Source organism: Mycobacterium sp. (genome assembly GCF_051006775.1).
In the GTDB taxonomy this organism is placed as follows: Bacteria; Actinomycetota; Actinomycetes; order Mycobacteriales; family Mycobacteriaceae; genus Mycobacterium.
Window position 1 is genome coordinate 1 of the sequence record NZ_JBPCSX010000231.1, and the last position, 4,504, is coordinate 4,504.

Genomic DNA, 4,504 nt, shown 5'->3' on the forward strand with positions numbered 1-4,504 from the left:
CTTACCGGTCTGAACGCCGTCGACGACGGTGGTGTCCGCGCTGGGGTAGCCGAAAGGCCCTGTGACGCCGCCGGATTGGCGCCATGCCTCGAGCACGCGGCCCTTGATCACCGACGCGCCCCACTGTGGCGTCCAGTACATCGACGCCCCTTCCGGGGCGGAGAAGTCGTTGAAGCGACCGGTGCCGTCGCCGGTGTCGGACTCGTCGTTCTTCGGGAACCCGAGCCCGCTGCCGGCCGGACCGCCGAGTGCCTGGTAGCGCTCGAGAATGGCGCCGTACATCACATGTGCGCCAGTGTCCTTCGAGTAATAGATCGCGCCGCCGGCATACGGCCGCTCCGCGCCTCCCGGAACGTCCACGGCATCACCTACGGGTGCGCCCAGCAGGGATCCCTCGCCACCGAACGCGGCGAAGCGGTCGTTGATCGCACTGACGGCGTCGGCGCCCGGTTCGGCCCACACCGCGGGCGCACCGCCCAGCGTGGCGCCGGCGATGACGACCAATCCGCTGAGCGTCAACGCGGTACCGCGGCGGTAACCCGACACATCTGTCACAACAAACTCCTCCGTATTGTCTTCAGTTTTTCAGCGATGGATGACGCCGGGGCGGGAGGGGGTTCGACCGCCCCGGCGTCATGCTGTGCCGCGGCAACGTCAGTGACGACGGTGCCCCGGATCGTCCTTGGGATCGACCAGGTAGGCCTCTCGGGCCCGGAAGGCAGCCGACTCGTCACCGACGATGTCGTCAACCGGATGCTCGCCCGTAATACGCTCGACCCACTCCACCTGCCGGGCCTCCCGTTCGACGAACTTCGCCGCGACCGTCGACGCCTTGCCCACGAGGCGGCGGTTGACGGTGACCTCTTCGCCGTGCTCCACGATTCGCTCGACCGGCTTCTCCACGAATTTGTGGACGATCACCGGCTTCTCGACGACCACCTCGACGATCTTCTCGACCGGCTTCTCGACGATCCTTTCGACCTCCCGGTAGACCGGCTTCTCGACGATGCGCTCCACGAGGGTCTCCACCGGACGCTCGACGATCCGCTCATCGACATACTCGACCTCGCGCTCGACGATCTTCTCCACCAGCACCGGATGGGTGATCGTCTTCTCGAGCACCTTCTCCACCGGGCGGTCGATGACCTTCTCGACGATGCGCGGTCGCTCGACAACCTTCTCGACAACACGATCGACGGACTTCTCCACGACCTTCTCGACGATATTGGGCCGCTCGACGACCTTCTCCACGATGCGGTCGACCGGCTTGTCGATCACCTTCTCGATGATGTTCGGCTTTTCGACGACCTTCTCGACCACTCGGTCGACCGCACGCTCGATGATCTTCTCGACGATGTTGGGCTTCTCGACGATTTTCTCGACGATGCGGTCGACCGGCTTGTCGATCACCTTTTCGATGATGTTGGGCTTTTCGACGATTTTCTCGACGATGCGGTCGACGGGCTTCTCGATGATCTTCTCGATGACGTTCTCGACAACCACCTCGACGATATTCTGGACCGTCTTGATCACGGGCTTTTCCACCGTGATCTCGACGATCTTCTCGACCGGCTTCTCCACGGTCTTGTAGACGATCTTCTCGACCGGCACCTCGATGACCTTCTCGACGATGTTGACCACCGGCTGCTCGATCAGCCGCTGGACGGTGACCGGCTTTTCCACCACCTTGTCCTGGATGTCGACGATCAGCCGCTCGACCAGACGCTGAACCTGGGTGGGGCGTTCCTGGACCTTGTCGACGATGGAGACGACCAGTTTCTCCACCAGCCGCTGCACCTCGATCGGCTTGTCGGTGATCTTGTCCACGATGTTGACAACTGGGCGCTCGACGAGTCGCTGCACCGCAACGGGCTTGTCGGCGACAGTGTCAGTGATCGTCACAGTCGGACGCTCAAGGGTGCGACTGACCCTGAACGGTTTGTCGACGACCTGATCGACCACGGTCACAACCGGCCGCTCCAGGAGACGGCTGACCTTGACGGCCTTGTCGACGACCTGGTCGACAACTGTCACGACCGGGCGCTCGACCAGACGCGACACCTGCGCCGGCTTATCCACGACCTTGTCGACGGTGTCGACGACAAGACGCTCTATCACCCGCTCGAGGGTGACCGGCTTGTCTACGACTTTCTCGACCGGTCGTTCGACCAGCCGCTGAACGGTGTAGGGCTTGTCGACGAAATTGTCGACGATGTTGAGCGTTTTGTTGGGGATCTTGTCGGCCACGGGTTCCCTTTCACAGTTGAGCGCCCCATGCCGTCGGCGCCCCGCTCAACGCCGAAACGGGCAGGTCGTCTCGGTTTCTCCGGTTAGGAGCACCAACGTAGCCAATCAATTCTTTGCCGTGTTGGATTTGGCAAAACTTTTGCAACGTAAAAAGCGGCGCATGGCAGCGAAGCACAAAACTGGTGTTGGACTGGTATAACCAGGTGTTCGTGTCCGCTTTTCGGCGGTCCCAATCGGTCACCACGATGTAACCCCGGTGACATTGCGAAAACTGCGCTTCGGCGTCGAAATCACCCCGTGGCGCGTCTGTTCTGGCGAACGTGAACGTCAGCGGGCCGGCCGCATGCCTGACGGATGCGAAGAGAACGCCAAGGCGCAGGCCAACGCCCCGCGCCCTAGTCTGATACCCGTGTCCGACAGCCTCTTCGACGTCCCGGACCCCCAGTCGCCGGTCAGCAGTGGCGCGCCCGCGCCGTTGGCGGTTCGGATGCGTCCGGCCTCGCTGGACGAGGTCGTCGGCCAGAGCCATCTGCTCGGGGCCGGCGCACCACTGCGCCGTTTGATCGAGGGCTCCGGTGCGGCTTCGGTGATCCTCTACGGGCCGCCGGGCACCGGCAAGACCACACTTGCCTCGCTCATCTCTCACGCCACCGGACGACAGTTCCAGGCGCTCTCGGCGCTGAGCGCCGGGGTCAAAGAGGTGCGAGCCGTCATCGACGACGCACGCCGCGCCGCGATGCACGGCCGGCAGACAGTCCTCTTCATCGATGAGGTGCACCGGTTCTCCAAGACCCAACAGGACGCACTGCTGGCCGCCGTTGAGAACCGGGTGGTGCTGCTGGTCGCGGCCACAACGGAGAACCCGTCTTTCTCGGTGGTGGCGCCACTGCTGTCGCGCTCGCTCATCCTCGCCCTGCAACCGCTGGGTCCTGATGCCATCCGGGAGGTGATCGGTCGGGCGGTGGCCGATCCGAGGGGTCTGGGCGGAGAGGTGGCGATCGACGGCGATGCTGTGGAACTGCTCGTGCAGTTGTCCGCGGGAGACGCCCGGCGCGCACTGACCGCCCTCGAGGTCGCCGCCGAGACCGCCGCCGCTGCAGGCAATCCGGTCACCGTGGAGGTCATCGAGCAGTCGCTGGACCGCGCCGCTGTCCGCTATGACCGTGACGGCGATCAGCACTATGACATCGTCAGCGCCTTCATCAAGTCGGTTCGCGGCTCGGACGTCGACGCGGCGCTGCACTACCTGGCTCGGATGCTCACCGCGGGGGAGGATCCACGATTCATCGCCCGCCGTCTGACGATTCTCGCCAGCGAGGACATCGGCATGGCTGATCCGACCGCTCTGCAGACGGCAGTGGCCGCCGCCCAGACGGTCGCACTCATCGGGATGCCCGAGGCGCAGCTGACGCTCGCGCACGCCACCGTGCATCTGGCCACCGCGCCGAAGTCGAATGCGGTCACCGTCGCACTGGATGCCGCGATGTCCGACATCCGCGCGGGGAAGGCCGGATTGGTGCCCGCCCCGCTACGCGACGGCCATTACTCCGGCGCCGAGCGATTGGGGCATGCGAGGGGCTACCGCTACCCGCACGACGATCCCGACGGCGTAGTGGCGCAGCAGTACCCGCCCGACGAGGTCGTGGGGGCTGATTACTACCGCCCGACTCGGCACGGCGCGGAACGTGATCTGGCCGGCCGCCTGGAGAAGTTGCGCGCGATCATCCGGCGCGCGCGTCCGTAGCCTGGACTCCATGGACATCGGCTGCATTCGTTGACCGGTTTGCTGGCGGAAACATTCCTGGAGGTTGATTTCGTCTGGGCGTCCAACCTTGACTTTGGTTTCATCGAAGCCCGAAAACGCGATATTGTCCTGACAGCGATAACCGAACGCATCATGGCGTCGGTACCCGACGATACCTTTGATCTTGAATCATTCTCCGAAGCCTTGCTGATGAAGGAAACCCAGTGAACGGTTGAGGCTTCGGTCTTAGCGGTTGCTGGAACTCGGATATTTTCAATAACCGAGTTCAGTCGCAGTGGGTGGCCTTTCAATTTCGGTCAAGGCCGACTGAACCATCGTATAGACGTCATCCTCTGCCGCTGATAACACGACCTCATTCTTCGATTTGGCCCGCAACCTCTTGGACGAGCGCGGTTTGGCGACCGTTCCCAGAAACTGAAAAAGTGCAGCGTGATCCTGCACCACATCCTCCAGCCGAAAGATGCCGATGTTATTGACATATTGTGGTCGCAG

General features: G+C 63.3%; 5 protein-coding genes. 2 read left to right on the plus strand and 3 right to left on the minus strand.

Annotated features, from left to right (window positions below):
• A partial coding sequence (locus ACR2JI_RS16270; protein ID WP_526391812.1) for an LGFP repeat-containing protein occupies positions 1-555 on the minus strand: 555 nt, incomplete at its 3' end.
• A gap of 99 nt (positions 556-654) precedes the next feature.
• Positions 655-2,247, minus strand: coding sequence for a hypothetical protein (locus ACR2JI_RS16275; RefSeq protein ID WP_526391814.1), 1,593 nt, complete (start codon positions 2,245-2,247; stop codon positions 655-657).
• A 409-nt stretch (positions 2,248-2,656) separates the two neighbouring features.
• Here ACR2JI_RS16275 and ACR2JI_RS16280 point away from each other — a divergent pair, with 409 nt between their 5' ends.
• The gene (locus ACR2JI_RS16280; protein ID WP_526391816.1) at positions 2,657-3,991 is read left to right on the plus strand and encodes a replication-associated recombination protein A; all 1,335 of its coding nucleotides are present in this window, start codon (positions 2,657-2,659) and stop codon (positions 3,989-3,991) included.
• 30 nt (positions 3,992-4,021) lie between these two features.
• Entirely contained in the window at positions 4,022-4,219 is a 198-nt protein-coding gene (locus ACR2JI_RS16285) for a hypothetical protein (RefSeq protein WP_526391818.1), read from the plus strand.
• 45 nt (positions 4,220-4,264) lie between these two features.
• Here ACR2JI_RS16285 and ACR2JI_RS16290 read toward each other — a convergent pair.
• Positions 4,265-4,504 (minus strand): hypothetical protein (locus ACR2JI_RS16290; RefSeq protein ID WP_526391820.1); only part of this gene is annotated, 240 nt, incomplete at its 5' end.